Raw genomic sequence first — 26,069 nt, forward strand, 5'->3', positions numbered from 1 at the left:
ATGCTCTCGCGTCAGGCCGTCAGGAAATCGATCAGCGTTTGGTTGAAGCCGTCCGCGCACTCGATGTTCGAGATGTGCGCGCAGTCGAATTCGACGTGCTTCGCGCCCTCGATCGCCGCGGCGAGCGCGCGGCCCTGGTCGGGCGGCGTCGACATGTCGTGCGTGCCCGTCACGACGAGCGTCGGCACGTCGATGCCCTTCACTTCGTCGCGCAGATCGGCGGCGTTCAGCGCATCGCAGTTCGCCGCGTAGCCGTCCTTGTCGGTGTGATTGAACGTGTCGCGGATCACGTCGACGAGGCGCGGCTCGCGCTCGAAGAACGCGGCCGTGAACCAGCGCGGCAGCACCGCGTCGGCAAGCGCCGCCATTCCTTCGGCACGCGCCTTCTGCGCACGCGGCCCCCATACTTCCGGCGAGCCGATTTTCGCCGACGTGTTCGAGAGCACCACGCGATCGGTTCGGTTCGCATGGCGCGCGGCGAGCGCCGCGCCCGTCAGGCCGCCCATCGAGATTCCGCAGAAGTGCGAGCGCGCGATCCCGACGTGATCGAGAAGGCCGATCACGTCGCCCGTCAACTGATCGATCGTATACGAGCCTGCCGGTGCATCCGAGTGGCCGTGGCCGCGCGTGTCGTAGCGCAGTAGGTTGAAGTGCGCCGTCAGCGGGCCGATCTGCGGCGCCCACATCGACAGATCCGCACCGAGCGAATTCGACAACACGAGCCACGGCGCGTCAGCGCGCGTCGCGCGGTCGATCCGGTAATGCAGCCGCACTCCGTTGACTGAAGCGAAAGGCATGGGAATCTCTCCTTAGTGGCGGCTCGCGTGAAGCGCGAGCACGGCGTCGACGTAGGCGTGCGCCTCGCCGACGTAGTGAGCGGGGTCGAGCAACTGCCGCAGCGCGTCGGGCGCGAGGTGCGCGGCGACGTCCGGGTCCGCGGCGAGCACGTCATGCAACGAGCGGCCGCTTCGCACGGATTCTTTCGATGCGCGCTCGACGAGATGATGCGCATCGAGCCGGCCGATCTTGTCGCCGAGCGCGAGCATCACCGCTTCGCCGAGCACGAGGCCGTGCGTCGCGTCGAGGTTTTCGGCAAGGCGCGCGACGTCGACGTTCAAGCCCGCGACGATCTGCGCGATCTGCGCGAGCGCGCCGCCCGCGAGCCGCGCGAGTTCGGGCAGCGCGTCCCATTCAGCCTGCCAGCCGCCAAGCGCGCGCTCGTGTTCTTGCACCATTCCGGCGAACACGGTCGAGACGAGCCCCGGCGCGCGCACGGCCGCGGTCAGCACGGCCGCGCAGCCGACCGGATTGCGCTTGTGCGGCATCGTCGACGAGCCGCCCTTGCCGGCCGCGGCCGGCTCGGCCAGCTCGCCGACTTCGGTCTGCATCGACAGCGAAATGTCGCGTGCGATCTTGCCGAGCGTGCCGATCAGCATCCCGAAACAGGCGGCGGTCTCGGCGATACGGTCGCGCTGCGTGTGCCACGGTACGGCGGGCAGCATAAGTTGCAAGTCGTCGGCGAACGAACGCGCGACGGCAGGCGCCGCGTCGCGCAAGCTCGCGAGCGTGCCCGCCGCGCCGCCGAACTGCAACGCGAGCGCGCGCGCGCGCAGCGCGGCGAGACGCTCGCGATGACGGAGCAGCGCATCGAGCCATTGCGCGAACTTCAATCCGAGCGTGATCGGCAGCGCCTGCTGCAGCCATGTGCGGCCGATCATCGGCGTCGCGCGATGCGCGGCGGCGAGCGACGCGAGCGTCGCGCACGTATCGCGCAGCAACGGCTCGAGCCAATCGAACGTATCGCGCAATTGCAGCACCGTCGCCGTATCGATGATGTCCTGGCTCGTCGCGCCCCAATGCAGGTACTTCGCCGCTTCGGCGTCGCGCGCCTTCACGCGCGCGGTCAGTTGCTTGACGAGCGGAATCGCGAGGTTGCCGCCGAGCGCCGCGTCGCGCGCGAGCGCTTCCGCGTCGAGTGCGTCGGCCACGCACGTCGCCTCGATCGGCGGCACCGCGCTCGCCGGAATCACGCCGTGCGCGGCGAGCGCGCGCGCGAGCGCGGCTTCGACGTCGAGCATCCGCTGCAGCGTCGCGCGCGGCGACCAGATCCGGTTGAGCGGCTCGCTGCCGCAGATGAGGGAAGTCAGGCGGGCGCTGTCTTCGAGCATGGGATCGATTGGAAAGACGGAATGCGCTTATTGTCCACCGAAGCATCGGACGCTGCGCACTCGTCCGTTCGGGCAACCGCGGCGATACGCCGTGCGGCCGCACGACGCGAACGGCGCGCGCCGCCGCGTCACGCCGCGGCCTTCTGCGTCGCGTCGATGAGCGGCACGCCCGTCAGCTTCTGCAACGCGTCGAACGAGATGTCGGTGAAGATCTCGCGCACCGCGAGCCCGTCGCTCGTCACGTCGAGCATCGCGAGATCGGTGTAGATGCGATCGACGCAACGCACGCCCGTCACCGGATACGAGCATTCCGCGGTGATCTTGCTTTCGCCCTGCTTCGTCAGGTGCTCCATCATCACGAACACCTGCTTCGCGCCGATCGCGAGATCCATCGCACCGCCGACCGCGGGAATCGCATCGGGCGCGCCCGTGTGCCAGTTCGCGAGGTCGCCTTGCGCGGACACCTGGAACGCGCCGAGCACGCAATAGTCGAGATGGCCGCCGCGCATCATCGCGAACGAATCCGCGTGATGGAAGTACGCGCCGCCCGTGAGCAGCGTCACGTGCTGCTTGCCGGCGTTGATCAGTTCGTCGTCCTCTTCGCCCGGAGCGGGCGCGGGGCCCATGCCGAGCAGGCCGTTCTCGCTGTGCAGGAAGATTTCCTTGTTCGGATCGAGATGATTCGCCACGAGCGTCGGCACGCCGATCCCGAGGTTCACGTAAGCGCCTTCAGGAATGTCTTGCGCGACGCGCTTCGCCATTTCGTCGCGGGTCAGTCGTTTCATCGTGTTCTCCTCGGGGGTCAGGCGGCGCTCGCGGCGCGTTCGGCAGCCAGCTCGGCCGCATGCGCGGCCTGCGGCACTTCGACGATTCGCTGCACGAAGATGCCGGGCGTCACGATGTGCTCGGGATTCAGCGCGCCGAGCGGCACGACTTCCGACACTTGCACGATCGACGTCTTCGCGGCCATCGCCATCACCGGGCCGAAGTTGCGCGCGGTCTTCCGATAGACGAGGTTGCCCCAGCGGTCGCCCTTGAGCGCCTTCACGAGCGCGAAATCCGCATGGATCGGCGTCTCGAACACGTACAGCTTGCCGTCGATCAAGCGCGTCTCCTTGCCTTCGGCGAGCCTCGTGCCGAAGCCCGTCGGCGTGAAGAAGCCGCCGATGCCCGCGCCCGCCGCGCGAATCCGCTCGGCGAGATTGCCTTGCGGCACCAGCTCGAGTTCGATCTCGCCCGCGCGATACAACGCGTCGAACACTTGCGAATCGGCCTGGCGCGGGAACGAGCAGATGATCTTGCGCACGCGCTTCGCCTTCAGGAGCGCGGCGAGGCCCGTCTCGCCGTTGCCGGCGTTGTTGTTGACGATCGTCAGGTCGCGCGCGCCTTGCGCGATCAGCGCGTCGATCAGTTCGGACGGCATCCCGGCCGTGCCGAAGCCGCCGATCATGATCGTCGCGCCGTCGTGAACGTCGGCCACCGCCGACTGGAGGGAATCGAAAATCTTGTTGACCATGTCTCTTCCTATGCGAATCCGCGCGTGCCGCCCGCTGCGACACACGTTCGCGCATGGCTGCGCGCCTCGCTAGACGATCCGATTTGTTCGAAATTCGAACTCAGATTCGATTAGCGAACGATGCGTCGATCATAGAGGCGCGCGCGCAGGATTGTCAAGGCGACGCCGTGTCTGCGACTGCTGCCGCGCCCGCTATTGCCCCGCCGTGTGCCCACGCGGCGGCGGCCGTGTCGAATGACGCGACGCCTGCCGCATCGTCGAACGGCAAGCCGACGTAGTTCTCCGCGAGCGACTGCGCGGCCGCGCGCGAGCGCGTCACGTACCTGAGCTCGGCGAGCTTCAGCCGGTTGACGAACGGCGAGTCGTCGATGGACGGGTGCAGCATATTCGTCATGCAATACGAAAAGTGCTCGGCGCGCCATACCCGTTCCAGACAGGTTGACGAATACGCATCGAGCAATTCGTCGCGACCTTCGCGATAGTGCGCGCCGAGCGCGCACGACAGCGCCCGAACGTCGGCGACCGCGAGATTCATCCCCTTCGCGCCCGTCGGCGGCACGATGTGCGCGGCGTCGCCCGCAAGGAACAGCCGCCCATACTGCATCGTCTCGGACACGAAGCTACGCATCGGCGTCACGCTCTTCTGCGTGATGCGGCCTTCGTTCGGCGTCCAGCCGCTGTCGTTTTCAAAGCGCGTGCGCAGTTCTTCCCAGATCCGCGCATCCGGCCATTCGGCCAGGTTCTCGTCGGGCCGGCATTGCAGGTACAGTCGGGTAACGGTCGGCGAGCGCATCGAGAACAGCGCGAAGCCGCGCGCGTGATGCGCATAAACCAGCTCGTCGAGCGACGGCGCCGCATCGGCGAGAATCCCGAGCCACGCGTACGGATACACGCGCTCGAACGTGTGCAGCCGCTCGGCGGGAATCGTCTGGCGCGCGGCCCCGTGGAAGCCGTCGCAGCCGGCGACGTAGTCGCAGTCGAGCCGCTCGGTGCGTCCGTTCGCGTGCGTGAACGTCACCGATGGCCGCTCGGTCGCGACGTCGTGCAGCTCGACATCGCGCACGTCGAAATGGATCGACTGGCCGTGTTCGAGCGCGGCCGCGATCAGATCGCGCACCACTTCGTGCTGGCTGTAGACAGTGATCGCGCGGCCGGGCGTCAGCTCACCGAAGTCGATCCGATGGCGGCAGCCGTCGAACAGCAGCTCGATGCCGCGGTGGGCAAGGCCCTCGCGTCGCATCCGCGCGCCCAGGCCGGCTTCGTTCAGCGTGTCGACGGTGCCCTGCTCGAGCACGCCGGCGCGAATCCGGTTCTCGCAGTATTCGCGCGAGCGCGCCTCGAGCACGACCGATTCAACGCCTTGCAGGCGGAGCAGATGGGAAAGAAGCAGCCCGGACGGACCGGCGCCGATGATCGCGATTTGCGTGCGCATTGTTCGTCTCCTGTGTCGACCGGAGTTAGCGCTTTAGCGCTTACACCGGTCCCATGTAATGTGATCATTGATTCGAATAGTGAATCGATTGTCAGCGCTATCCAGACTATGCAGCAATGCGATTTAGACGATAAGTTGTATACGGATATCCAATAGTGCCGATCCGATGCCCGAACTCGATCTGAACCTGATTCCGTACCTGGTCGCGCTCAACGAGACGCGCAACGTGAGCCGCGCGGGCGATCTGCTCGGCGTCAGCCAGCCGCGCGTGAGCGCCGCGCTCGGGCGGCTGCGCGAGCACTTCGGCGATCCGCTCTTCGTGCGAACGTCGCGCGGAATGGAGCCGACGCCGCGCGCGCTCGCGCTGATTCCGGCCGCGCGCGACGCGCTCGCGAGCATCGAGCGCGGCCTCGTCGCGCCGCACGATTTCGACCCGGCAAAGAGCACGCGCACGTTCTCGATCGCGTTGTCGGACGTCGGCGAGATCGTGTTCCTGCCGCGGCTGCTCCAGGCGTTCGCGGAACGCGCGCCGCATGCGAATCTGCGTTCGGTATCGCTGTCGCATGCGGAGGTCGGGCGCACACTCGAGGACGGCGGCGTCGATCTCGCGATCGGCTACTTTCCGGATCTCGGCGGCACCAACTTCTTCCAGCAGCGGCTCTTCACGCACCGTTTCATTTGCCTGCTTCGGCGCGGCCATCCGCTCGCCACGCAGCCGCTCACGCTCGAGCAGTTCCTCGCGTGCGGCCACGCGGTCGTGCGCGCGGAAGGCCGCAGCCAGGAAGTGCTCGAGCAATATCTGGCGAAGCGGCGGCTCGCGCGCCGCGCAGTGCTCGAGACGCCGCACTTCATGAGCCTGCCGTTCATCCTGAGCCGCACCGATCTGATCGCGACGGTCCCGCACGCGATCGGCTATGCGTACGCAACCGAGCACGCGTCAATCATGCTCGTCGAGCCGCCGCTGCCGTTGCCGCGCTTCGACCTGAGGCAGCACTGGCACCGCAAGTTCCACAACGACGCGAGCGTCGCGTGGCTGCGCAGCGTCGTCGCCGATCTGTTCAACGACGCGCTCGACGAATGGCCGAAGTGACGCCTGCCCGTTACGCGTGCGGCAACGCACGCCCGGCATTCGCGAATGCGCACCACGGCGCACGCTCGATGCGAAAGCATGAAACAATGATCGACCGGCCGCGAAGTCAGCGGTCCTTACGGAGTTCAGAGCATATGGCTAAAGGAAAGACCGCAAGCAAGACAGCGGCCCCGGCCGCGCACAAGGCGGCGAGCAAGACAACGAACAAAACAGCAAGCAAGCAGACGACTCGCGCCGCCGCGCCCTCGCCCGCGCCTGCCCCCGTGCCCGCGAACCGGCCGAGCCGCGACGAAGCCGAATCAGCGGTGCGCGTGCTGCTGCGCTGGGCGGGCGACGATCCCGACCGCGAAGGCCTCGTCGACACGCCGGCGCGCGTCGTGCGCGCGTACGAAGAATTCTTCTCGGGCTACGCGCTCGAACCGCGCGACATCCTCGCGCGCACGTTCAGCGAAGTCGACGGCTACGACGAGATGATCGTGCTGAAGGACATCCGCTTCGAAAGCTATTGCGAGCACCACATGGTGCCGATCATCGGCCGCGCGCACGTCGCGTATCTGCCGCACCATCGCGTCGTCGGCATCTCGAAGCTCGCGCGCCTCGTCGACGCATTCGCGAAGCGCCTGCAGATCCAGGAAAAGATGACCGTGCAGATCGCCGACACGCTGTTCGACGTGCTGCAACCGAAGGGCGTCGGCGTGATCCTCGAAGCCGCGCACCAGTGCATCTCGACGCGCGGCATCCACAAGCCCGGCGTCGAGATGGTGACGTCGCGGATGCTCGGCACGTTCCGCACCGATCCGGCAACGCGTCGCGAATTCCTGTCGATCGTCGCAAATCCGTCCTCGGTCAATCTGACGAATACATAAATGCAGTCGAGCATGAAACCAGCCATCGCACCCGTCGTACTCGTGACGGGCGCCGCGCGCCGTGCAGGCCGCGCGTTCGCGTTGCGCTTCGCCTCGCGCGGCTATCGCGTCGCCGTGCATTACGACCGGTCGGCCGACGCCGCGCACGCGCTCGTGCGAGAGATCGAAGCGGCGGGCGGCGAAGCCGTCGCGCTGCAAGCCGATCTTGCCCATGCGGACGCCATCGCGCATCTCGTCGATGCGGTCTACGCGCGTTTCGGCCGTCTCGACGTGCTCGTGAACAATGCGTCGGTGTTCTGGCAGGACCACCTGCCGAGCTTCGATCTCGCGGCATTCGACAACGCGTGGGCGATCAACTGCCGCGCGCCGATCCTGCTGACGCGCGCGTACTACGAGCGCGCGAAGGCGGCAGGCGCGCAGGGCGTCGTGATCAACGTCGTCGACCAGAAGATCAAGGAAAACTTCCATCGCGACCATTTCAGCTACACGGTCGCAAAGGCGGCGCTCGGCAATCTCACGCAGATGCTCGCGCTGTCGGCGAGCCCGGTGCTGCGCGTGAACGCGGTGTTTCCGGGGTTGATGCTGCCGAGCGACGACCAGACGCCGGCCGACTTCGAGCACGCGAGCCGCGCATCGACGCCGCTTGCGCGGATCGCCGGGCCGAACGACGTCGCGGACGCGATCCTGCTGCTGACGGGGCCCGCATACAACGGCGCGGACTTCGTCGTCGATGCGGGACAGAACCTGATCCGCGTCGATCAGGACGTGCTGTACAAGCACCGGTCGCCCGCCGGCAAGCACTGAGCGAAAGCGGCAACAGCGGCAGCCAGCAACCGGAGCAAGCGACAAGCGCGGCGCGGGCCAACGGCAGCCGCGCCGCCTGCTCGATGCCCGCTCAATCCTTCTCGGCGTTCTCTTTCTCGCCCTCGCGGATCTTCCCCTGTGCGACGCTGCTGCCGGGCGGCACGCTATGCGTGAGCCACACGTTGCCGCCGATCACCGAGCCCTTGCCGATCGTCACCCGGCCGAGGATCGTCGCGCCTGCGTAGATCACGACGTCGTCCTCGACGATCGGATGCCGCGCGTTGCCCTTGACGAGCATCCCTTCTCCGTCGGCGGGGAAGCTCTTCGCGCCGAGCGTGACCGCCTGATAGAGCCGCACGCGCTCGCCGATGATCGCGGTCTCGCCGATCACCACGCCCGTGCCGTGGTCGATGAAGAAGCTCGGGCCGATCCGCGCGCCCGGGTGGATGTCGATGCCCGTTGCCGAGTGCGCGATCTCGTTGATGAAGCGCGCGAGAAGCGGCACGCCGAGCTGATACAGCGCATGCGCAAGCCGATGGTGCATCACCGCGAGTACGCCCGGATAGCAGAGCAGGATTTCGGTGATGTGCTGCGCGGCCGGGTCGCCGGAGTAGGCGGCCTGGATGTCGCTGACGAGGAGCGCGCGGATGCCGGGAAGTTGCGTGCCGAACTCGCGCGCGATCTCGAACGCGCGTTCGCCGAGCGCGGCGGACGGCGTCTCCGCGTGCTCGGGCAGGAACGGCAGCGCGCGGCGGATCTGCTCGGCGAGCAGGCGCAGCGTGCTTTCGAGCGTGTGGCCGACGTAGTAGTCGACGGTTTCGTCGGTCAGATCGGGCGCGCCGTAATGCGTCGGGAACAACGAGGCGCGCAGGCCCGAGACGATCGTGCAGATCGCGTCGCGCGACGGCAGCTCACGAATGCCGCGCGGATGGCGCGTGCGATGCAGCTTCTCGCGCGATTCGCGCAGCTCGTTGACGATCTGTTCGAGGCCCCAGTTTCGAGCGGATTTCGACATAGGCAAAAACACACGGCCGCGCTTCGTCGCACGGCCGTCTGATAAAAGTGACGGGTTCCGCAAGATTACCGCGTTTTTGCCGCGTCAGCAGAACGCGGGCCGCCGGACGTGTCGTCGCGCCGTCCTAAATGGTGAGACTGCTCGCGTCGATCCATCGGACGGCCCAATCGCGCGCATGCGCAATCGCCGCATCTTCGTCGTTGAAATGCAGATCGGAGGGAAAGAAACGATTGGCGACCAGTTCGCCGTCGCTCGATCGGGAGATGACGACATACGGTTGGAACGAGCCATCGCTCGCGCGCGCCGGCGCGCAATTCAGCAGATACCCGCGATGCGTGAATGCAGTTGTCGTAGAGTGCATAAGTCCGCCCACCTTAAGTCCCCCTTTACCTTCTTCTTCGCTACCGTCCGTTAAGGATGCTGCGGCGCCCGGTGCGGGCGGAAGCGGGTGCGCCGAATGTCGCGCACCGCTTCGTCGGAAAAGAATCATACTCTGTAGAAAACGCGTCTTCTAGCTGAAATAATTACTTGGAAAGCGTGGCACGCGGCGCGGCAGCGGCGCTCGCACGCGCGCCTTTTCCCGTCGTGCCCGGAACGGGTCTTGCAATGCTCCGGGCATCGCGCCGCTGGGATGACCGCGATGAATCCGTTCGAACGCAAGACGCCCGCCGACGCCGGCCACGCGCATCCGCGCAGCGTCGAGTTGTACAACGACGCGACACACGACAGCACTGTCGACACGGACGGTAAGAATCGCGAGGCCGCCCGCATCGCGAACGGCGAACCGATTTCTCCTGACCAGATCACGACGAGCAATGCGTCGCTCGTCAATGCGATGCCCGAAACGCCCGATGGCTTTGCCGGCTTCGACAGCCGGCCCGGCGGCAATCATCCGCAGTTCGCGCCGCGAGCCGGCTACACGGTCGTCGACAAGGGGTTCGACGCCGCCGCATCGGGCGGCGCGCACGCGGACGGCGAGCTTCCGTCTCCGTATCATCCGCCGCGGCGGCCGGGGCGCATCATCGAGTTCGCGCCGATTCCACGTTGATGTCGGTGTCGGCGCCATCGCCGTGTGCGTGCCGGTGCGAGGCCGGTTCGCGCATGGTGTGATTGCTGTCGCTGCGCGGTCGTCGCGCAGCAGGGCCTTGGTAACATTTTTACGTCGACGCGTTCACGCGTCCGCGCGTCGAATCCGATCCGCTGTTTGATTCGGGCGTTTGAACGTGCGCGCCCAGCGAGCGTCGCGTTTTGTCGGTCGTCGGTCGTCGGTCGTCGGTCGTAACGTTGTCTCGAAATGAACGCGGCACGCATGGAAGATGTCGAGCTCGCGCGGTTCGCGGTTCGCGGTTCGCGGTTCGCGGTTCGCGGTTCGCGGTTCGCGGTTCGCGGTTCGCGGTTCGCGGTTCATGATGATCGATGCAGCGCTGCTTCGGCGCGCATCATGAAACGCGCGTTCGAATTCTCTTTTGGCGCCCGCGTCGATGCAACGCCGTGGGTCTTCGCGCTATATCCGCGAAATCGGTACCGTACCAGCGCCGATATCGATGCGCGCTCGCCCCGAGAAGCGGCAATAGCGCCGGTCCCAGCATCGACAGCGACCGCCGCGCCAACGGATGCGCATCCGAATCCGCGCGCAAGCGATGCGCATCGACGCGGCGCATTGCATCGCGATGCAACTCATACGCCGCGCCCTCAAGCACACCAGGCACACCGAGCCGAGCCGCAACGCGAGCCACGTGCAGCGCGGCGCGCCGGCACTCAACCGCCCATCGCCCCCTGCGTATTCACATACAGCGAATACAACCCATGGCTCGCCGCCATGAACAGCCGGTTCCGATGCCGTCCGCCGAAGCACACGTTCGCGCAACGCTCGGGCAGCGCGATGTGCCCGATCGCGTCTCCTCCGGGCGTGAACACGCGCACGCCGTCGAGTTCGTCGGTGCCCATCCCCCAGCCGCACCACAGGTTGCCGCGCGCGTCGACGCGAAAGCCGTCCGGCGTGCCCTGCCCCGCGTCGATCAGCACGCGTCCGTTGCGCACCGACTTGCCGTCGCTCGCAACGTCGTATGCGCGGATCGTGCGCGGCCGCCCCTTCGATTCGACGACGTACAGAACCGATTCGTCCGGCGAAAACGCGAGGCCGTTCGGCCCCGGCACGCCGTCGACGACAGGCTCGACCGCGCCTGTGTGCGGATCGATACGGTAGACGCGCTCCGGCATCTCCGATTCCTGCTTCTCGCCTTCGTAAAAGCTCTGGATGCCGAAGTCCGGATCGCTGAACCAGATCGAGCCGTCGGACTTCACGACCACGTCGTTCGGCGAATTGAAGCGCTTGCCTTCGAAACGCTCGGCGAGCACGGTGATCGCCCCGTCGTATTCGGTGCGCGTGACGCGGCGCGTCAGATGCTCGCACGTGACGAGGCATCCCGCGCGATCGCGCGTGTTGCCGTTCGCGTTGTTCGACGGCTGCCGGAATACGCCGACCGCGCCGCTCTGTTCATCCCAACGCAAAATCCGGTTGTTCGGGATGTCGCTCCACAGCAGATAGCGGCCGTCGCCGAACCACACCGGGCCTTCGGACCAGCGCGCGCCCTGATACAGGCATTCGACGGAAGCGGACCGGATGCGCAGCGAATCGAAGCGCGGATCGAGCACGCGGACGGCCGGATCCGGATAGCGCCGGGAATCGGTTGCGTCCATCGCGCTCACGCCTTGCCGAGCTGGCCGTCGCGCAAGCGCCAGAGACCGAGCGGATTCGCGTCGGCGAGCGCGGCCGGCAACAGCGCCGCGGGCAGGTCCTGATAGCAGACGGGCCGCAGGAAACGCTCGATCGCGAGCGTGCCGACCGACGTGCTGCGCGGGTCCGACGTCGCCGGAAACGGCCCGCCGTGCACCATCGCATGCGCGACCTCGACGCCCGTCGGATAGCCGTTCGCGACGATGCGGCCCGCCCTGCGCTCGAGCGTCGGCAACAGTTTGCGTGCCAGATCGACATCGTCGTCTTCGAGATGGAGCGTCGCGGTCAACTGCCCTTCGACGTGCTCGGCAAGCACGATCATATCGTCGACGTCGCGGCACACGACGACGAGCGACGTCGGCCCGAAGATCTCGCCTGCGAGTTGCGGGTCCTGGACGAACTGCGTGTGCGTCGTCGTGAAAAGCGCGGGCAGCGCAGCGTTCCGCGCGTCGCGGCGCGTGCCTTGCGCAACTTCGCTCACGCCGGCCGTCGCGCGACGCGCCGCGATCGCGCTCTCGTACGACGACGCGATGCCCGCCGTCAGCATCGTCTGCGCGCCCTTTTGCGCGAGCGCCTGCGCGGCCGCGTCGACGAACGCCTTCAGGTCCGGCCCGTCGAGCGCGACGACGAGCCCCGGGTTCGTGCAGAACTGTCCGACACCGAGCGTCAGCGAATCGACGAAGCCTTGCGCGATCTTCGCGCCGCGCGTGCGCAGCGCACCCGGCAGCACGAAGAACGGATTGATGCTGCTCATTTCGGCGAAGACCGGAATCGGCTCGCGCCGCCGCGCGGCGACGCCCATCAGCGCGACGCCGCCCGCGCGCGAGCCGGTGAAGCCGACCGCCTTGATCGCCGGATGCGCGACGAGCGCCTCGCCGATCGCGTTGCCCGCGCCGACGACGAGCGAGAACACGCCTTCGGGCAATCCGCAATCGGCCACCGCCTGCCGGATCGCGCGTCCGACGAGCTCCGACGTGCCGAGATGCGCGGGGTGCGCCTTCGCGACGACTGGGCAACCGGCCGCGAACGCCGATGCAGTGTCGCCGCCCGCGACCGAGAACGCGAGCGGGAAGTTGCTCGCGCCGAACACCGCGACGGGGCCGACCGGGATCTTCTGCAAGCGCAGGTCGGCGCGCGGCAGCGGCTTGCGTTCGGGCTGCGCGGAATCGAGCGTCGCGTCGAGCCAGCGGCCGTCGCGCACGATCGACGCGAACAGCCGCAGTTGGCCGACCGTGCGCGCGCGCTCGCCTTCGAGGCGCGCGACGGGCAGCGCCGATTCCGCATGCGCGCGCTCGATCAATTGATCGCCGAGCCCGGCGATGCGCTCGGCGACCGCTTCGAGAAAACGCGCGCGCGCCTCGAGCGGCGCTTGGCGGAACGTGTCGAATGCGGCGCTCGCGAGCCGGCACGCGCGGTCGACGTCGGCCGCGCCGCCCGCGCCGAACGCCGGCTCGAGCTCGACGCCCTGCGCTGGATCGTATGCGCGCATCGTGCCTTCGGTGCCGCGCACCGCGGCCGCGCCAATCAACATCTCCCCAGTGATCTGCATGCTTCCTCCGGATTGAAAAATCTGCCGTGGACGGGCGCGCGTCGCGACGCGCGCCGCCTGCGGATGAATTGGGCGAATCGGGTCATGCGGGCGAATCGGACGAATCGGAGCGACTCGATCGGACGCGCCGATCCGGCATACGCGAATCGCATTATCCTGCCAGAGCGAGCGACGCGCCGTGTCGCTCGAATCGGCGAGCGCGGCGGCGAACACCCGCACGAGCGCCGGATACGTCACGCGCAGGCCCTGTTCCGTGATCGGTCGACACGTGGGCGCGGCGCGCCGCAACCGCGATGGACGGAGGCTCGAACAGGCCCTTGACGACGCATGGCAAGCGCCTCCGATGAGATCCCTTGCTCGGCGCAAGATGAAAGACATGCGAGCGACGCGGCGGCGGCGCCGTTGCATCGACTGCAAGAATTCACGATGAGTCTTGCTTCGAAATATCCACGACACGCGCGGCGCGCCTTCATCAATCCCGAAGCGTTGCACCGTATCGAGCAGTTCGAGTCGGTCGTGGTCGGTTCGCACGAAGTGCGATACCCGTCGACAACAGCGTGAGCTCGCGCTTTTCCAGCCATTCGCAGACAACGCGCGCACTCGGGTCTGCGCTGGGAAACGCACAAGCCGCGCGAGCACTCGCGATTCCGCGACGGCGCTGAACCGGCTCGATGTCCGAATCGCCGGCCCCCAACACCGCTACCAACGCGGATTATTCCTCGGCACCCGCCGCGCCGTGCTCGGCCGCGCGAACTTGTACGGCAATTCCTGCCGATCGAGATAAGCCTGAATCGTCGGCCATTGAGCGTCCGCGAGCAGCATTTCGCAGACGTGCGGCATATCGGGCGACGCGCTGTCCACGCCGATCAGGTCCGGCAGCGAGTACCGGTCTGCGTCTTCGGTCAGCAGTTCGAGCGTGACATACGGCATTGGTCTCCTCCTTTTCCGGTTGAACGAAACGAACAAGCGAGCGCAGCGGCTACGCCCATCGGCACGCATCTCCGACGCCAGCGCCGGCCGTCCTCCATCGAACGCCGCACGAAACACCGGGAACGGTATCGCCCGATGTGTTTCAAATCAGCATCGGCTCGCGTCGGCAGGCGAGCAAGCCCGAGATCCGGTCAAGTCTATTACGGCATTGAGGAACGCGGCATGAGCCGACCCGGTCGACACGCAAATCGCGCGCAAAAAAACGCCGCATTCGATCGAAACCGGAAAAGTCGGGCGCCGCGTTTACTCGGCTGCGTCAGTTGGCTGCACCGTAGTCAGTAATCGTTTACCTTGTAAAAAGACATCGTCAAACTCGATCGGCCGAACGGCCGATCTTTTCTCAACCGCACCACGGAGACATCATGTACCAGCGCATTCTTGTTGCAGTCGACGGCAGCGAAACGGCACGCCACGCATTCGACGCGGCGCTCGACATCGCGAAGACGAGCGGCGCGCAACTGCAGCCCTTCTACGTCGTGGAAAATGCTGCGATCTACTACAACGTGCCCGGCTACGATCCGTCGATCCTGCGCACGCAACTGCTTCAGCAGGGCAACGATCTGGCGAAGGAATTTGCGCGGAAGATGCAGGAAGCCGGCGTGAAGGGCGCGATGAAAATCGGCGAAGCGTCGTCGCTCGCCGACGTGCCGTCGCTCATCGTCGACGGCGCCAAGGCGTTCGGCGCCGATCTGCTCGTGCTCGGCACGCACGGCCGCCGCGGTTTCAAACGGCTCGTGCTCGGCAGCGTCGCTGAACAGTGCGTGCGTCACTCGGCGCTGCCCGTGCTGCTGATCCCGTCCGCCGCCCATCCGGAAGATCAGGAAAGCTGACCGAACGCAATGGATGCGATGTTTCGCCGCAACCGCGCGTTGCGGCCGAACAAGGAAATCGCACGGAGCGTCGCGGCGTTTTGTCGCTAAACAGGCTTTGCCCACGATGGGACAATGGCCCTGTTGATTCAACCTCAGAGCCATCCATCATGCTTACGCCCGTCGCCCGACCCGCCGCCGCCGCTCCCGTCCATGCCTCCAGCACGTGGGCACCGCGTCAGGCCGCACACTGCTCGACGTGCGCGATGCGCCATCTCTGCATGCCCCAAGGGCTCGCACCCGAGGCGCTCGCGCGTCTCGAATCCGTGATCTGCACCGCACGCCCGGTCCGGCGCGGCGAAACGCTGTTCCGCGAAGGCGACAATTTCGACAACCTGTACGCGGTTCGCTCCGGATCGCTGAAGACCATCGCCACACGCCACGACGGCCGCGAGCAGGTTACCGGCCTGCATCTCGCGGGCGAAGCACTCGGCCTCGACGGCATCTGCGACGACGCGCATCCGCGCACCGCGGTCGCGCTCGAAGACAGTTCGGTCTGCGTGATTCCGTACAGCGCGCTGAAGACGCTGTGCTCGGAAGCCGGCACGATGCAATTGCGAATGCACAAGCTGATGAGCGAGCAGATCGTCCGCGAGACGTCGCAGACAATGGTGCTCGGCTCGCTGAACGCTGAGGAGCGCGTCGCGGCGTTCCTGCTCGACGTGTCGTCGCGCTACATGAAGCGCGGCTATTCGCCTAACGAATTCAACCTGCGGATGACGCGCGAAGACATCGGCAGCTATCTCGGCATGACGCTCGAAACCGTCAGCCGCACGCTGTCGAAATTCCACAAGCGCGGGCTGATCGAGATGCAGGGCCGGGTGGTCCGCATCGTCGATTTCGACGGCCTCCATCGCCTGTAACCCCGCGCGGCTCGTTTTTTTCATCGCATCACATCGAATCAATCGAGAAACTGCGCGGCACGCTTCTTGAGCGCCGCGCTGAACTCATCGAGCCAGCCGATCGACAATCGCCAGCTCTGCCAGTAGAGTTCGACGTCGATGCTCTTTCCTTCTGACAAATCAACGAGTTCGCCCGCGGCGATCTGACGCTCGATCATCCGCTCCGGACACATTCCCCAGCCCAGCCCCGCCTCGCACGCGCGCAGATAGCCGGCGACGTGCGGAATCCAGTGCTGCGGCGGATCGAGATCCACTCGCGTCACGCGCCGGATGAAACGTGCCTGCAGGCCATCCTTCGGATTGAACATCACGCACGGCGCGCGCCGCAGCGCGTCGCGGTTGATGCCGTTGCCGAAATAGCGCGCGTGGAACGCGGGCGAGCACACCGCGTGATAGCGCATCCGGCCGAGGCGCGTCGAGCGGCAGCCCTGGATCGGCTCGGCGAGCGCCGTCACCGCGCCCTGCACGCTGCCGTCGCGAATCCGTTCCGCCGTGTAGTCCTGATCGTCGATCACGAGATCGAGCAGCGTGCCGCTTTCCGCGCAGAACGGGCCGACTGCGTCGACGAACCAGGTCGCGACGCTGTCGTCGTTGACGGCGACGCGCAGTATCGGCCATGCGCCCGTCTCCACGCCGGCGAATCCTGGCATGTGTCCGGACAGTTGGGCTTCCAGCATCCGCACGCGCTCGGTGTGGCGGCACAACAGCGCGCCCGATGTCGTCGCGACGCACGGCTGCCCGCGCTTGACGAGCACGCTCCCCACTCGCTCCTCCAGCAGCTTCACGCGCTGCGACACTGCGGAAGGCGACACGTTGAGCGCTTTCGCCGCCCGTTCGAACGAGCCGTGACGGATCACTTCGGCGAGCGCATCGAGCAACGCGTAGTCGAGCATCAGTTTTCCTTAATCAGCATTAGATTATTTAGCTTTTCTTACTCAAGCGATCATCGCAGACTAGCGCCTCTCGCTCCGTTAGTCCATCGCCTGAAGCAACAACGAACATGAACTGGATCGCTTTTTCTCACGGCGCGATGCTGTGCGCATCGCTCATCGTCACCATCGGCGCGCAAAACGCGTTCATCCTTCGGCAGGGAATCATGCGCTCGCATGTCGGCAAGATCATTCTGCTCTGTACGCTGTCGGACATGATCCTGATCGGCGCGGGCGTCGGCGGCGCGTCGGTGCTCGTCGAACGCTACCCGACCTTCGTTCACGCGGTGCTGTACGTCGGCCTCGCTTATCTCGCGTGGTTCGGCCTGAGCGCGCTGCGCCGCGCGTTCAAGCCCGGCCACGAGACGTTCGACGCGACGGGCGCCGCCGTCGCGCCGCCCGTGCAGCGCGCATGGCCGATCGTGCTGATGACGCTCGCGTTCACGTGGCTCAATCCGCACGTGTATCTCGACACGTTCCTGTTGATCGGCACGGCCGGCGCGCGCGAGCCGGAAGGCGCGCGCAGCGCATTCGCAATCGGTGCGATGACGGTCAGCGCGATCTGGTTCGTCACGCTCGGATATGGCGCGCGTTTGCTCGCGCCGTGGTTCAAGCGCGCGCTTGCATGGCGCGTGCTCGATGGCGCGATCGGCGGCATGGTGCTGTTTCTCGCGGCCGTGCAGTTGCGTTGAGGGTGTGATGTGCTTCGCGCGGCCTGCGAGCGCGTAGGTCGCGTATGTCGCAAGCTGCGACGATCGGCGCGCCGCACGCAAACGTCGGGATGCTCCGCGGCTCGAGCAGCGCGACGTTTGCCGCCGAATCGAATCCACGACGTGTCGGCGCAGCGGATGCCCGTCCGCAAGCGCGGGATGATCGAAATCGCGCGAAGCCGTTCGCTGCACGCCGATCCTGCACATGATGCGTTGCGACCGAAGGAAGATTCTCTGCGGCCGTCCACGCGAATGCTTCGTTTGGCTGAATACTGTCGAAACCGTCGATGAGCGCCGCACGCGCGGCTTCCGTCATGTAGCCGCGCCGCCACGCGATCTCCACACACGGCGTCATCGGATGATCGTCCGCGAGCACGCATCGAAACCCGCAAGGGTCGATCAGCGTGCCATCGGCTCGCGTTTAGACAGCCTGCGGGCCGAAGCCGTGCGCATCGAAATGCGCATCGAAGCGGTGTATGTCGTCACGCGCCTCGGCCAGCGTCGTGGGACTACGCCGCCCGAGCCGCGCGATGACTTCGGAATCCGAATTCGACATCGCCCATGCTTCGGCATCGCCGTCCCGCCAACGCGGAAGCATCAGATGCGCCGTCTCGATATCCGCCGGTCGATTCGTCTTACGTTCCGAAATTTGCGGTCGGCCGCATGATCGGCGGCGACACGGTCGCGATCGACAAACGATGCGATCCGGCGCCGCATCCGCGGCCGTCGGGTCGCGAATCGATCACGCTGCAATTGATACGCGCACGACACTGAATTGTGGCCCGATCCCGACGCCCGAAACGCCACTGCGGCGGTAACGAGTGGATCGGCGGAACACGGACGACTGCCCTTCGTTGCAGCCTTTGCTGCGGCGTCCGGCGCAAATGCGGCGGCAATGCGGCGTTGACGCGATCGAGCGCGCGTGAGGTTGGCTAATGCGGTTAACGCTTGCGGATCAGCATGTCCGGGGTGAGCTGGCCGCAGCCGTTCGCCCCCAGCATAGCCATGTTGCGGTCCACTTCTTCCTGCAACAGGCGAATCGCATGCACCACGCCGGCCTCTCCCGCCACGGCCGCCGCATAGTTGAAGGGTCGCCCGACGAACACCATGCGCGCGCCCAGCGCCAGCGCCTTCAGCACGTCCGATCCTCGGCGAAAGCCGCTGTCGATCATCACCGGATAATCGTCGCCCACTGTCTGCACCACGTCCCGCAGGATCCGCATCGGCGACGAAGCGCCGTCCAGCTGGCGGCCGCCATGGTTCGAAAGGAGGATGCCGTCGGCGCCCGCCTCGCGCGCAACGACGGCGTCCTCGACGCTGAGAATGCCCTTGATCACCAGCTCGCCCGTCCATTGCCTGCGGATTTCTCGCACGTGCGTCCAGTCGAGGTGGTCGCGCGCGGAGAAATCCCGCAGTACGTTGGCGGAAAGGATCGGCGCGCCGCGTGTCGCAAAGGAATTCTCGAAGTGAGGCATGCCGTGCTTGAGCAGCGTGCGTGCGAAGGTGCCCAACAGCCAGCTCGGCCGCGTCAGTCCGTCCCAGAAAAGGCGCAGGCTGGGACGCAGCGGCGTGGAAAAACCCGTGCGCACGTTGTTTTCACGGTTCGCGGACACCGGAATGTCGACGGTGACCACGAGCGTTCTGTAGCCGGCGCGCGCGACGCGCTCGAGCAGCGCGCGAATGCGGCTCGCGTCTCCCGGCAGGTACGCCTGGAACCACGTCCCCGGTGCAGCGGCGGCCACATCTTCCAGCGGAATGAGCGAGGAGCCGCTCATGATGGAGACGATCCCCGCGCGCTGCGCGGCGCGCGCCAGCACCACATCGCCGCGATAGACCGACAGCGCGTTGATGCCCATCGGCGCGATGCCGAACGGCGACGCAAAGCGCTGACCGAACAATTCGACTGCCTGCTGCCGCTGGGAAACGTCGCACAGCACACGGGTCACAAAGCCGTATTCATCGAACACGGCGCGGTTGTCGTCGCGGGTGCGATTGTCTTCCGCCGCGCCGCTGACGTAACCGAAGATCGGACGCGGCAACACACGACGCGCCTTGGCCTCGAAGTCGTGCAGACTCAGTACGTCTTGCAGAACGCGCGGCGGCTTGCCGAGGCTGGCCACGGGCCGGCTCTCTTCGACGATCGGGGAGGTAACAGTGGTCATCTATGGGCTTTCCTGAAGCGACGACGCCATTCTATGCAGCCGAAGTGTCGATAAAAAGCGATAATCTTCAAATAAAATCGTTCGATAAAAGCGAAGAACCATGGCAACTCCGACGCTCAAGCAACTGGACGCCTTCTACTGGGCGGCGACATGCGCCAATTTCTCGACCGCGGCGCAGCGGCTTCATCTGTCCATCTCTTCGTTATCCAAACGGATCAACGAACTGGAACAGGTCATGGGGCGTACGCTGTTCGACCGTAGCGGTCACCGGGCGGTGTTGACCGAGGACGGCGAAACGCTGCTGCCAGCCGCGGTTCGGGTTCTGGAGTCCGTGGCGGCGCTGCAGGACGCGTTTGCTGAAGACAAGGGATTGACCGGCCGTCTGCGCTTTGGCGTAGGCGAACTGTCGGCGCTGACCTGGCTGCCCCGTTTCGTCGCAGCCGTCCAGAAACTGCATCCGCAATTGATCCTGGAGCCGTATGTCGACGTCGGCGCGGCGCTCGAAGACAAGGTGGATGCGGGAGAGCTGGATTTTGCGGTCGTCGCGGGCCGTTCGTCGCGCGGCAGCATCCTGTCGCAGCCGGTGACGGAGGCCCGCTTCGCGTGGATGGCGGCGGAGAAACTGGTCGGCCGCGAGCGCACGTTGACGCCGGCGCTGATCGCGAGCCAAACGCTCGTCATCTTGCCTGCCGGCTCGGGTGTCACGCGCATCCTCGACGAATGGCTGCTGGCGTGCGGCATCGACCATCCTCGAAGGATCACCTGCAACAACTGGGGCGCGGTGGCCGGCATGCTGCGCGAAGGCGTCGGCATCGGTTTCCTGCCCGCCGATTGGGCCGCTGCGCGAACGGGCGGCGGCCTCGTGCAGTTGACGAGCGAGCCCTCGTTGTCGCCTCTCCACTATGCGTTCCAGTGGCGGCGCGGCGACATGCGCGGGTTGATTCCGTCAATGCTGGCGCTCGTGCGGCAGCATGCGGATTTTCGCTGACTCGGCGTCCGGCGCGCGTCAGGCTATTTCGCGCCCTTTCGTTTCAGGCAGCAGCAGCGCGGCGATCAACACGATGAGATAGGCGCCACCCGCGAACATGCCGATGGCCGTGCCGAGGCCGCTCGTCTTCGCAAGATAACCGACCAGACTCGGAAACAGCGCACCGATTCCGCGTCCGAAGTTGTAAGCGAACCCCTGTCCGCTGGCTCGCACCGCAGACGGGAAAAGTTCGGTCAGGTACGCGCCCATGCCGCTGAAGATCCCCGATGCCGCGAAACCGAGCGGAAAACCGAGGAACAGCATCTGCTGGTTCGACAGTTGAAGCTGCGTGTAGACGAAGACACACGCGCCGGACAGCACGGAAAACACGAGCAGGTTCGCGCGGCGGCCGAGGCGATCGGTCAGGTAAGCGCCAACCAGGTATCCGGCGAGCGAACCGACGATGATGACGAGCAGATAACCGCCCGTGCCGATCACCGACAGGTGGCGTTCGGTCTTCAGGAAGGTCGGCAACCACGTCGTCACCGCATAGTAGCCGCCCTGGACGCCCGTGCAGAGCAACGCGCTCAGGGCGGTCGTCCGGATCAGTGCAGGTGAGAAGATCGCCAAGGTCGACATCGGGTTGGCGCTGGCGTCTTCGCGCTTGCGCGTGCGCTGGAACAGTTCCGGTTCCGGCACCTTCCTGCGTATGAATACGACGAGCAGCGCCGGCACGACGCCTGCCCAGAACAGCGCGCGCCACGCGTAGTCTTCGGGCAGCACGGAAAACGACAAGGTGTACAGGATCGCAGCGACTGCCCAACCGATCGCCCAGCCGCTTTGCACCGTGCCGACCGCTCGGCCGCGATATTCGGTTCGCACGATCTCGCCCATCAGCACGGAACCGACCGCCCATTCGCCCCCGAAGCCGAGCCCCTGAAGCGCACGCAGGACAAAGATCTGCTCGAAGTTCTGCGCGAAACCGATCAACGCCGTGCACACGGAAAACCAGAGAATCGTGAACTGCAGCACGCGAACGCGGCCAAAACGGTCGGCAAGGATGCCGGCCAGCCACCCGCCGATCGCCGAGAACAGCAGCGTGATCGTGGCCAGCATGCCGGCCTGGGCCTTGTCGATGTGAAACACCGAGATCAGGGTCGTGATGACGAACGTGAACACCATGAAATCGAGTGCATCGAGCGCCCAACCGCCGAACGCGGCCATGAACGTCCGCTTCTCGGTCACCGTCATTTGCTTGTACCAGTTCGGCTTTTCGGTCGCCGACATCTGGCTATTGCTGTTCATTTCGTGTCTCCTCGTTTGTCATTGGGCGCGAATGGCGCCACGCAGCCCGGGCTGTCGGGCGGCTTCACTCAAAGCCGTACAGGCGGGCCGGATTGCTCACGAGGATCCTGTGGCGAGTGGCCTCGTCGGGCGCCCAGTCGGCAACGAGATTGAGCAGGCCGCCGGTGTTCGGCATGCGCTCCGGCGTAAGCGACACATGCGGCCAATCGCTGCCCCAGACCATGCGCTCGGGCGCGTCGTCGATCAGCGTTCGCGCAAAGGGCGTCGCGTCTTCGAAGGTAGGGAATCTGTCGCTGATGCGATACGCGCCGGAGAGCTTGACCCAATAGCCGTGCGCGGACACGAGATGACGCAACGCAACGAAGCCCGGAGCCGAGAGGCCTTCGGCCACGGGCGTGTGACCCATGTGATCGATCACGCCTGTCACCGGCAGCTTCATCATGCGCGGCATCAGTTCGGGCAGGGCCTTGACGTCCATGAGGAATTGCAGATGCCAGCCCAGATCCTTCACGCGGCTGGCGAGCGTCTCCATGGCCGCGAAGCCTATGCCGCCGCCGAACAGCACGTTGATGCGCAGGCCGCGCACGCCGGCGGCATGCATTGCCTCCAGCTCGCGATCGGACACGTCGGGCGCGACCACGGCGACACCGCGCAATCGCTGCGGATTGCGGCCGAGCACTTCGAGCATGTAGCGATTGTCGGTTCCATAGACACTGATCTGCACCAATACGCCATACGTCATCCCGGTTGCGTCGAGCATCGCGAGATACTTCTCTTCCGGTGCCGGCGGCGGCGTGTAGCTGCGGTCCTCAACCATCCGGTACGCAAGGTCGGCCGAAACGACATGGGCATGCGTGTCGACCGCGCCGTGAGGAATCCTGAAACTCGGCGGCTCGATATTCGGCAGCGGCGCCGCGCACATGGAGGCGGTTGGAAAGCGGGAGAGTTCGATCATCGCTGCGTCCTTGTTGCGTAAGAAAATCCCTGCGCAAATAAGACGGAGACCGCCGTACCTGCGCGACAGGTTGCCGAGTCGTCGAGCGCGCCTGTTCCGTGCTGCGCGACTTTTCACTTGCTCGTTCCGGTCGGGCGCCTCGCGATTCTCCGTGCGGCGCGCGTGGAAATCGCATGTTGCGTCAATGGCCGCCGATGGCGCCAGCATTCATTGCGCTCGCGCTTCACATGCCGTCAACCGGATTCAATCCTGATCGATGCAGGACACCTGCTTCGGATCGGGCATCCAGAGATAGCACAGCAGCGACACCAGAACGCACGCAGACACGTACCAGAAGAACCAGGATTCGTGCCCGATGCTCTTGGTCCACAGCGCGATGTACTCGGCCGTGCCGCCAAACAGCGACACCGTGATCGCATAAGGCAAGCCCACGCCCAACGCGCGTATTCCGACCGGAAACAGCTCGGCCTTGGCCACCGCGCTGACGGACGAATACAGGCTGACGATCAGCAGCGCAGCCGAGATCAGCACAAGCGCGCCGCCCATGCTTCGGACCATCTTCAGCTCATTGAAGATCGGAACGGTGCATACCGTTCCCAGCACGCCGAAGGCGATCAGCAGCGGACGACGGCCGACGCGATCCGACAGGCTGCCGAACACCGGTTGCATCAACACGAAGGCAATCAGGCTGATGACAGACACCATGGAGGCATCCGCCTTGCTCATCCCCGCGCTGTTGACCAGGAATTTCTGCATGTACGTCGTGTAGGCGTAGAACGCGACCGTCCCGCCGAGCGTCAGGCCCGCCACGATCAGACATTCGCGCTTGTGCCTGAACAGCTCCGTGACGGACGTGCGGCTGCGCTTGCCCTGCCGGTGCTGCTCGAACGATTCCGTTTCTTCCATATTGCGGCGCAGAAAGATCGCGACGCCCGCCGCCAGCGACCCGATCAGGAAGGGAATGCGCCAACCCCAGCTTTCCAGTTGCGCGGCGCTCAGGAAACACTGCTGAAGCACCACCAACACCGCCATTGCGAGCAACTGGCCGAGCGACAGCGTGGCGAACAGGAAGCTGGAATAGAAGCCGCGATTCGTCTTGTCGGCCATTTCGCTCAGATAAGTGGCCGAACTGGCGTACTCGCCCCCGAGGCTCAACCCCTGCAGCAGCCGCGCGACGACCAACAGAATGGGAGCCGCTATGCCGATGCTGTTGTAGCCCGGCGTCAGGCCGATGATCAACGAGCCGAAGCACATCGCCAGCACCGAGATCAGCAAGGCCGCCTTGCGCCCCTTGCGATCCGCGTACTGGCCGACCAGCCAGCCGCCGATGGGCCGCATGACGAAACCGACGGCGAAGATGGCTGCGGTGTTGAGCAGCTGCACGGTCTGACTGCCGGCCGGAAAGAAAACTTTGGCGAAGTACAGCGAAAAGGCCGAATACACGTACCAGTCGTAGTACTCGATCAGATTGCCGACCGATCCGCTGAAAATGGAACGAAGGCGGGCGAAGGTCCCGGCCTGCTGGGAATAGGGGGCAGTTGCAAGGGGGCGGGCTTGCGACACGTGATGTCTCCGGTTTCGATTGTCTCCATTGCCCGTGTGCATGCCAGCGGCGGGCGACGGCGCGCGATCGGGTGCAGCAAGGGTAAGTGGAGGAAACGATCCGCAGAAAGCGAAATAATCGGAACAAGTTTGTTCGCTTTTGTGGAGACACCGCGAAAGGCGGAGCCGGCGGGCGTGATGGGCGTGGCTATCCTCGCTATCCCTGATGGCCAGGCCAATAACCAGCACAGCACTGGCGCGATGCCATCCCCCGCGTGGGTAATCAGGCGCGCAGCACCAGAGTCAAGGTTCGCGCCGAAAACGGACTCGCCGCAACGGAAGTTTCCGTCGCGGCGAGTCTGATTCCATGCCGTCCACGACGCCGCACAGGCGGCATGCGAGCAGCCGGCGCGGTCATCCGGCCGCGGCGCCGACTACCGCCCCGAAGCACGGGGACGCTACATGTAGCTGATGGTATAGGTGGCCGTAGCGTTGGCCGGCCCAGGGGTGACGGTGTCGGCGGTCTGGTAATAGCGGGCCGAGAACGGAAGCTGTATGCGTCCATCCGACTGCCATCGCGACGTGACGTCCCATGCCGAGCCGAATTGCACGGCCGTCTGCGAACCGGCATCGCCTTTCAGGACCTGCACGCCGACGCCGGTCGCCGCGCCGGTCTGCGACGACAGCGCCAGCACGCCGGCGCTGTCATAACCGGATGCCGTCTGGCCGTCCAGTGTCAGCGCGACGGAGAACGCGCCGGTATCGCCCTGTTTGCAATCAAGTTCCAGCGTGAAATCCCGCGACGGCGAGGTCGAACCGATGCCGGAACCGAGGCCCGATTGGCCATTGGCCGCAAACGTGCCGAGATTGACCACGGGATTGGCGTCTCCGACGACCGAGCAAGTGCTCTTGGTAAACACCACGACATCTTGCAGGCCTCTAATGAAATACATCGCGTTTCCACCCTGAACCAGCAAATTCTGATTCGGGTCCGCCACACTGAGCACGTGAACATAGTTGCTCGGCAACTTGATATCGGAGCTCGTGGGCGTCTCCCCGACCTTGACCAGCTCGATGTCCACCGTGAACGGTACGGAAACGCTCTTGACCGCCGAGTCGACCAGCACGTCGGTTTTCCAACTGGCCGCCGAATTGCCGCGATCGCCGTTGTAAGTCACGTAGATCGCCAAGCCGCTGCCGATCCGGTTGCTGGTGGTCAGGTCGGGACGGCGCACATACGCATACTCGCTCGTCAACGGATACGTGACATTCAGCATGCATTGAGCGGTACGGCTGACGCCATGGGCGCTCATCAGCACCGTTCCGATCGGTGCATCCTCCGGCACCAGGATTTTCTGGGTCAAGTCAAGCAGCACGACGCTTTCGCCGCTACCCACCGAACAGTTCAGCGTCGCATGCGCCGTCCCGGTGCAAAGCAGGCTCAGCGCCACCCAGGGCAGAAGACGCCGAACCGACGAGCGCCCGAGCTTCAGTATGTATTCCTTGATCACAATCGTCCTTTCATCATCAGGGGAAATCGCCACGCAGGTGGCGATCGCGG

Annotated in this window: 26 protein-coding genes; 10 read left to right on the forward strand and 16 right to left on the reverse strand. The window is 65.6% G+C overall.

Features of this window, described 5'->3' with window-relative positions; translation table 11 throughout:
• Positions 1–11: 11 nt before the first annotated feature.
• The 5 genes from pcaD to WS69_RS08155 all read right to left on the reverse strand — a co-directional run bounded on the left by pcaD (position 12) and on the right by WS69_RS08155 (position 5,116).
• Positions 12–797 carry a 3-oxoadipate enol-lactonase gene (gene pcaD, locus WS69_RS08135; RefSeq protein ID WP_059470279.1) on the reverse strand — a complete coding sequence of 262 codons (786 nt, stop codon included), beginning with the start codon at positions 795–797 and terminating at the stop codon, positions 12–14.
• 12 nt (positions 798–809) lie between these two features.
• Positions 810–2,168, reverse strand: a complete 1,359-nt coding sequence (locus tag WS69_RS08140; protein WP_059470280.1) for a 3-carboxy-cis,cis-muconate cycloisomerase — start codon at positions 2,166–2,168, stop codon at positions 810–812.
• A gap of 128 nt (positions 2,169–2,296) precedes the next feature.
• A complete protein-coding gene (locus tag WS69_RS08145) occupies positions 2,297–2,953 on the reverse strand; it encodes a CoA transferase subunit B (protein WP_059470281.1) in 657 nt (218 codons plus the stop codon).
• 17 nt (positions 2,954–2,970) lie between these two features.
• On the reverse strand, positions 2,971–3,684 hold the full coding sequence (locus WS69_RS08150) for a 3-oxoacid CoA-transferase subunit A (RefSeq protein ID WP_059470282.1): 714 nt from the start codon (positions 3,682–3,684) through the stop codon (positions 2,971–2,973).
• Positions 3,685–3,838: 154 nt separating this feature from the next.
• Complete coding sequence (locus WS69_RS08155) at positions 3,839–5,116, reverse strand: 4-hydroxybenzoate 3-monooxygenase (protein WP_059470283.1); 1,278 nt, start codon at positions 5,114–5,116, stop codon at positions 3,839–3,841.
• 166 nt (positions 5,117–5,282) lie between these two features.
• On the opposite strand from WS69_RS08155, the gene WS69_RS08160 reads away from it, so the two are divergent.
• The 3 genes from WS69_RS08160 to WS69_RS08170 all read left to right on the forward strand — a co-directional run bounded on the left by WS69_RS08160 (position 5,283) and on the right by WS69_RS08170 (position 7,876).
• Positions 5,283–6,206 carry a LysR family transcriptional regulator gene (locus tag WS69_RS08160; RefSeq protein ID WP_059470284.1) on the forward strand — a complete coding sequence of 308 codons (924 nt, stop codon included), beginning with the start codon at positions 5,283–5,285 and terminating at the stop codon, positions 6,204–6,206.
• 134 nt (positions 6,207–6,340) lie between these two features.
• Positions 6,341–7,072 carry a GTP cyclohydrolase I FolE gene (gene folE, locus WS69_RS08165; protein WP_059470285.1) on the forward strand — a complete coding sequence of 244 codons (732 nt, stop codon included), beginning with the start codon at positions 6,341–6,343 and terminating at the stop codon, positions 7,070–7,072.
• Positions 7,073–7,876, forward strand: a complete 804-nt coding sequence (locus WS69_RS08170; protein ID WP_059470286.1) for an SDR family oxidoreductase — start codon at positions 7,073–7,075, stop codon at positions 7,874–7,876. It begins immediately after the preceding gene.
• Between the two features lie 91 nt (positions 7,877–7,967).
• Here the strand turns inward: WS69_RS08170 and epsC are convergent, their stop codons facing one another.
• Positions 7,968–8,891, reverse strand: a complete 924-nt coding sequence (gene epsC / locus WS69_RS08175) for a serine O-acetyltransferase EpsC (protein WP_059470287.1) — start codon at positions 8,889–8,891, stop codon at positions 7,968–7,970.
• A 124-nt stretch (positions 8,892–9,015) separates the two neighbouring features.
• Positions 9,016–9,252, reverse strand: coding sequence for an HlyU family transcriptional regulator (locus WS69_RS08180; protein WP_009914080.1), 237 nt, complete (start codon positions 9,250–9,252; stop codon positions 9,016–9,018).
• Between the two features lie 270 nt (positions 9,253–9,522).
• On the opposite strand from WS69_RS08180, the gene WS69_RS08185 reads away from it, so the two are divergent.
• Positions 9,523–9,939, forward strand: a complete 417-nt coding sequence (locus WS69_RS08185) for a DUF3005 domain-containing protein (RefSeq protein WP_059470288.1) — start codon at positions 9,523–9,525, stop codon at positions 9,937–9,939.
• Between the two features lie 710 nt (positions 9,940–10,649).
• Here WS69_RS08185 and WS69_RS08195 read toward each other — a convergent pair.
• Together WS69_RS08195 and WS69_RS08200 are read right to left on the reverse strand one after the other, a co-directional pair.
• Positions 10,650–11,591 carry an SMP-30/gluconolactonase/LRE family protein gene (locus WS69_RS08195; protein ID WP_059470289.1) on the reverse strand — a complete coding sequence of 314 codons (942 nt, stop codon included), beginning with the start codon at positions 11,589–11,591 and terminating at the stop codon, positions 10,650–10,652.
• Between the two features lie 5 nt (positions 11,592–11,596).
• On the reverse strand, positions 11,597–13,177 hold the full coding sequence (locus WS69_RS08200; protein WP_059470307.1) for an aldehyde dehydrogenase (NADP(+)): 1,581 nt from the start codon (positions 13,175–13,177) through the stop codon (positions 11,597–11,599).
• Positions 13,178–13,504: 327 nt separating this feature from the next.
• On the opposite strand from WS69_RS08200, the gene WS69_RS33100 reads away from it, so the two are divergent.
• Complete coding sequence (locus WS69_RS33100) at positions 13,505–13,738, forward strand: hypothetical protein (protein WP_156438010.1); 234 nt, start codon at positions 13,505–13,507, stop codon at positions 13,736–13,738.
• A gap of 138 nt (positions 13,739–13,876) precedes the next feature.
• On the opposite strand, the gene WS69_RS08205 is transcribed toward WS69_RS33100, so the two are convergent.
• Positions 13,877–14,107: a hypothetical protein gene (locus WS69_RS08205; protein ID WP_059470290.1), complete on the reverse strand. Its 231-nt coding sequence runs from the start codon at positions 14,105–14,107 to the stop codon at positions 13,877–13,879.
• Positions 14,108–14,529: 422 nt separating this feature from the next.
• On the opposite strand from WS69_RS08205, the gene WS69_RS08210 reads away from it, so the two are divergent.
• Positions 14,530–14,997 carry a universal stress protein gene (locus WS69_RS08210; RefSeq protein WP_059470291.1) on the forward strand — a complete coding sequence of 156 codons (468 nt, stop codon included), beginning with the start codon at positions 14,530–14,532 and terminating at the stop codon, positions 14,995–14,997.
• A gap of 149 nt (positions 14,998–15,146) precedes the next feature.
• A complete protein-coding gene (gene fnr, locus WS69_RS08215) occupies positions 15,147–15,899 on the forward strand; it encodes a fumarate/nitrate reduction transcriptional regulator Fnr (protein WP_059470292.1) in 753 nt (250 codons plus the stop codon).
• A gap of 38 nt (positions 15,900–15,937) precedes the next feature.
• On the opposite strand, the gene WS69_RS08220 is transcribed toward fnr, so the two are convergent.
• Positions 15,938–16,831 (reverse strand): LysR family transcriptional regulator ArgP, encoded by an 894-nt coding sequence (locus WS69_RS08220; protein WP_059470293.1) that lies wholly within the window; start codon positions 16,829–16,831, stop codon positions 15,938–15,940.
• 107 nt (positions 16,832–16,938) lie between these two features.
• On the opposite strand from WS69_RS08220, the gene WS69_RS08225 reads away from it, so the two are divergent.
• The gene (locus tag WS69_RS08225; protein ID WP_059470294.1) at positions 16,939–17,559 is read left to right on the forward strand and encodes a LysE/ArgO family amino acid transporter; all 621 of its coding nucleotides are present in this window, start codon (positions 16,939–16,941) and stop codon (positions 17,557–17,559) included.
• A 223-nt stretch (positions 17,560–17,782) separates the two neighbouring features.
• The gene (locus WS69_RS33105) at positions 17,783–18,244 is read left to right on the forward strand and encodes a hypothetical protein (protein ID WP_156438012.1); all 462 of its coding nucleotides are present in this window, start codon (positions 17,783–17,785) and stop codon (positions 18,242–18,244) included.
• 274 nt (positions 18,245–18,518) lie between these two features.
• Here WS69_RS33105 and WS69_RS08235 read toward each other — a convergent pair whose 3' ends face one another.
• Positions 18,519–19,739, reverse strand: coding sequence for an alpha-hydroxy acid oxidase (locus tag WS69_RS08235; protein WP_059470295.1), 1,221 nt, complete (start codon positions 19,737–19,739; stop codon positions 18,519–18,521).
• 100 nt (positions 19,740–19,839) lie between these two features.
• On the opposite strand from WS69_RS08235, the gene WS69_RS08240 reads away from it, so the two are divergent.
• Entirely contained in the window at positions 19,840–20,727 is an 888-nt protein-coding gene (locus tag WS69_RS08240; RefSeq protein WP_059470296.1) for a LysR family transcriptional regulator, read from the forward strand.
• An 18-nt stretch (positions 20,728–20,745) separates the two neighbouring features.
• Here the strand turns inward: WS69_RS08240 and WS69_RS08245 are convergent, their stop codons facing one another.
• The 4 genes from WS69_RS08245 to WS69_RS08260 form a co-directional block, all read right to left on the reverse strand.
• On the reverse strand, positions 20,746–22,011 hold the full coding sequence (locus WS69_RS08245) for an MFS transporter (protein WP_082716046.1): 1,266 nt from the start codon (positions 22,009–22,011) through the stop codon (positions 20,746–20,748).
• Between the two features lie 64 nt (positions 22,012–22,075).
• On the reverse strand, positions 22,076–22,966 hold the full coding sequence (locus tag WS69_RS08250; protein WP_059470297.1) for an amidohydrolase family protein: 891 nt from the start codon (positions 22,964–22,966) through the stop codon (positions 22,076–22,078).
• A 243-nt stretch (positions 22,967–23,209) separates the two neighbouring features.
• On the reverse strand, positions 23,210–24,529 hold the full coding sequence (locus WS69_RS08255) for an MFS transporter (RefSeq protein ID WP_059470298.1): 1,320 nt from the start codon (positions 24,527–24,529) through the stop codon (positions 23,210–23,212).
• A 437-nt stretch (positions 24,530–24,966) separates the two neighbouring features.
• Entirely contained in the window at positions 24,967–26,019 is a 1,053-nt protein-coding gene (locus tag WS69_RS08260; protein ID WP_156438013.1) for a fimbrial protein, read from the reverse strand.
• Positions 26,020–26,069: the final 50 nt, after the last annotated feature.

This window comes from Burkholderia sp. BDU5 (assembly GCF_001522845.1).
Taxonomy (GTDB): domain Bacteria; phylum Pseudomonadota; class Gammaproteobacteria; order Burkholderiales; family Burkholderiaceae; genus Burkholderia; species Burkholderia mayonis.

Bases quoted from the DNA above. Each gene is read 5' to 3' on its own strand.
- folE (WP_059470285.1), top strand. From the start codon at position 6,341: ATGGCTAAAGGAAAGACCGCAAGCAAGACAGCGGCCCCGGCCGCGCAC.
- WS69_RS08220 (WP_059470293.1), bottom strand. From the start codon at position 16,831: ATGCTCGACTACGCGTTGCTCGATGCGCTCGCCGAAGTGATCCGTCAC.
- WS69_RS08210 (WP_059470291.1), top strand. From the start codon at position 14,530: ATGTACCAGCGCATTCTTGTTGCAGTCGACGGCAGCGAAACGGCACGC.
- WS69_RS08150 (WP_059470282.1), bottom strand. From the start codon at position 3,684: ATGGTCAACAAGATTTTCGATTCCCTCCAGTCGGCGGTGGCCGACGTT.
- WS69_RS08140 (WP_059470280.1), bottom strand. From the start codon at position 2,168: ATGCTCGAAGACAGCGCCCGCCTGACTTCCCTCATCTGCGGCAGCGAG.
- WS69_RS08200 (WP_059470307.1), bottom strand. From the start codon at position 13,177: ATGCAGATCACTGGGGAGATGTTGATTGGCGCGGCCGCGGTGCGCGGC.
- WS69_RS08145 (WP_059470281.1), bottom strand. From the start codon at position 2,953: ATGAAACGACTGACCCGCGACGAAATGGCGAAGCGCGTCGCGCAAGAC.
- WS69_RS08235 (WP_059470295.1), bottom strand. From the start codon at position 19,739: ATGACCACTGTTACCTCCCCGATCGTCGAAGAGAGCCGGCCCGTGGCC.
- WS69_RS08185 (WP_059470288.1), top strand. From the start codon at position 9,523: ATGACCGCGATGAATCCGTTCGAACGCAAGACGCCCGCCGACGCCGGC.
- WS69_RS08250 (WP_059470297.1), bottom strand. From the start codon at position 22,966: ATGATCGAACTCTCCCGCTTTCCAACCGCCTCCATGTGCGCGGCGCCG.
- WS69_RS08180 (WP_009914080.1), bottom strand. From the start codon at position 9,252: ATGCACTCTACGACAACTGCATTCACGCATCGCGGGTATCTGCTGAAT.
- WS69_RS33100 (WP_156438010.1), top strand. From the start codon at position 13,505: ATGGCAAGCGCCTCCGATGAGATCCCTTGCTCGGCGCAAGATGAAAGA.
- WS69_RS08245 (WP_082716046.1), bottom strand. From the start codon at position 22,011: ATGAACAGCAATAGCCAGATGTCGGCGACCGAAAAGCCGAACTGGTAC.
- WS69_RS08240 (WP_059470296.1), top strand. From the start codon at position 19,840: ATGGCAACTCCGACGCTCAAGCAACTGGACGCCTTCTACTGGGCGGCG.
- WS69_RS08170 (WP_059470286.1), top strand. From the start codon at position 7,073: ATGCAGTCGAGCATGAAACCAGCCATCGCACCCGTCGTACTCGTGACG.
- epsC (WP_059470287.1), bottom strand. From the start codon at position 8,891: ATGTCGAAATCCGCTCGAAACTGGGGCCTCGAACAGATCGTCAACGAG.
- WS69_RS08195 (WP_059470289.1), bottom strand. From the start codon at position 11,591: ATGGACGCAACCGATTCCCGGCGCTATCCGGATCCGGCCGTCCGCGTG.
- fnr (WP_059470292.1), top strand. From the start codon at position 15,147: ATGCTTACGCCCGTCGCCCGACCCGCCGCCGCCGCTCCCGTCCATGCC.
- WS69_RS08160 (WP_059470284.1), top strand. From the start codon at position 5,283: ATGCCCGAACTCGATCTGAACCTGATTCCGTACCTGGTCGCGCTCAAC.
- WS69_RS08155 (WP_059470283.1), bottom strand. From the start codon at position 5,116: ATGCGCACGCAAATCGCGATCATCGGCGCCGGTCCGTCCGGGCTGCTT.
- WS69_RS08205 (WP_059470290.1), bottom strand. From the start codon at position 14,107: ATGCCGTATGTCACGCTCGAACTGCTGACCGAAGACGCAGACCGGTAC.
- pcaD (WP_059470279.1), bottom strand. From the start codon at position 797: ATGCCTTTCGCTTCAGTCAACGGAGTGCGGCTGCATTACCGGATCGAC.
- WS69_RS33105 (WP_156438012.1), top strand. From the start codon at position 17,783: ATGATGCGTTGCGACCGAAGGAAGATTCTCTGCGGCCGTCCACGCGAA.
- WS69_RS08225 (WP_059470294.1), top strand. From the start codon at position 16,939: ATGAACTGGATCGCTTTTTCTCACGGCGCGATGCTGTGCGCATCGCTC.